The sequence below is a fragment of the Bradyrhizobium sp. Leo78 genome (assembly GCF_059512425.1).
In genome coordinates this window covers 1-423 of sequence record NZ_JCAMOT010000240.1, presented here as the reverse complement: position 1 = coordinate 423, position 423 = coordinate 1, and the positions used below count along the sequence as shown (strand labels likewise).

The window sequence follows — 423 nt, the reverse complement described above, 5'->3', positions numbered from 1 at the left end:
GGGGCCATTTTGCGCCTACTACTGGTATTGGTTCATCAGGTCGATCATCTTCTACAGTAGAAACGGCTTCAATTTCACCGAGGATTTCGGGCCCGAGGCCTACTGGGCCGATCGCGGAGGTGATGATGATTGCGTGTTGATGAAGCCAAAAGAGAAGTTCTTTATCGCCGGACCTTCTTTCGTAGTAGTGACCTCCGCTATGTTGATTTTCATAGTTTTAGGCTTGGCGGGAACTAATTAGCCTGGCCGGTTTAAGTCAAAAACAGCCGCGTTATCCGACACCTCGCGCAGCCCCTTATATGACGGATGGCGCCCCCAGCAACACGACGAGTATTTCATGCACCGAGTCGTAAGCAATGCCAGAAGAAACAAAAAAGCGGAACTGGGCCGTGAACCTATGCTTGATGACACGTCGAGTGGAAA

General features: G+C 50.6%; 1 protein-coding gene. It reads left to right on the top strand.

Annotated features, from left to right (window positions below; all coding sequences use genetic code 11):
- Window positions 1–241, top strand: a 241-nt coding sequence (locus AC5ZG1_RS44480) for a hypothetical protein (RefSeq protein WP_496136582.1), incomplete at its 5' end; no start/stop codon positions are given.
- Window positions 242–423: the final 182 nt, after the last annotated feature.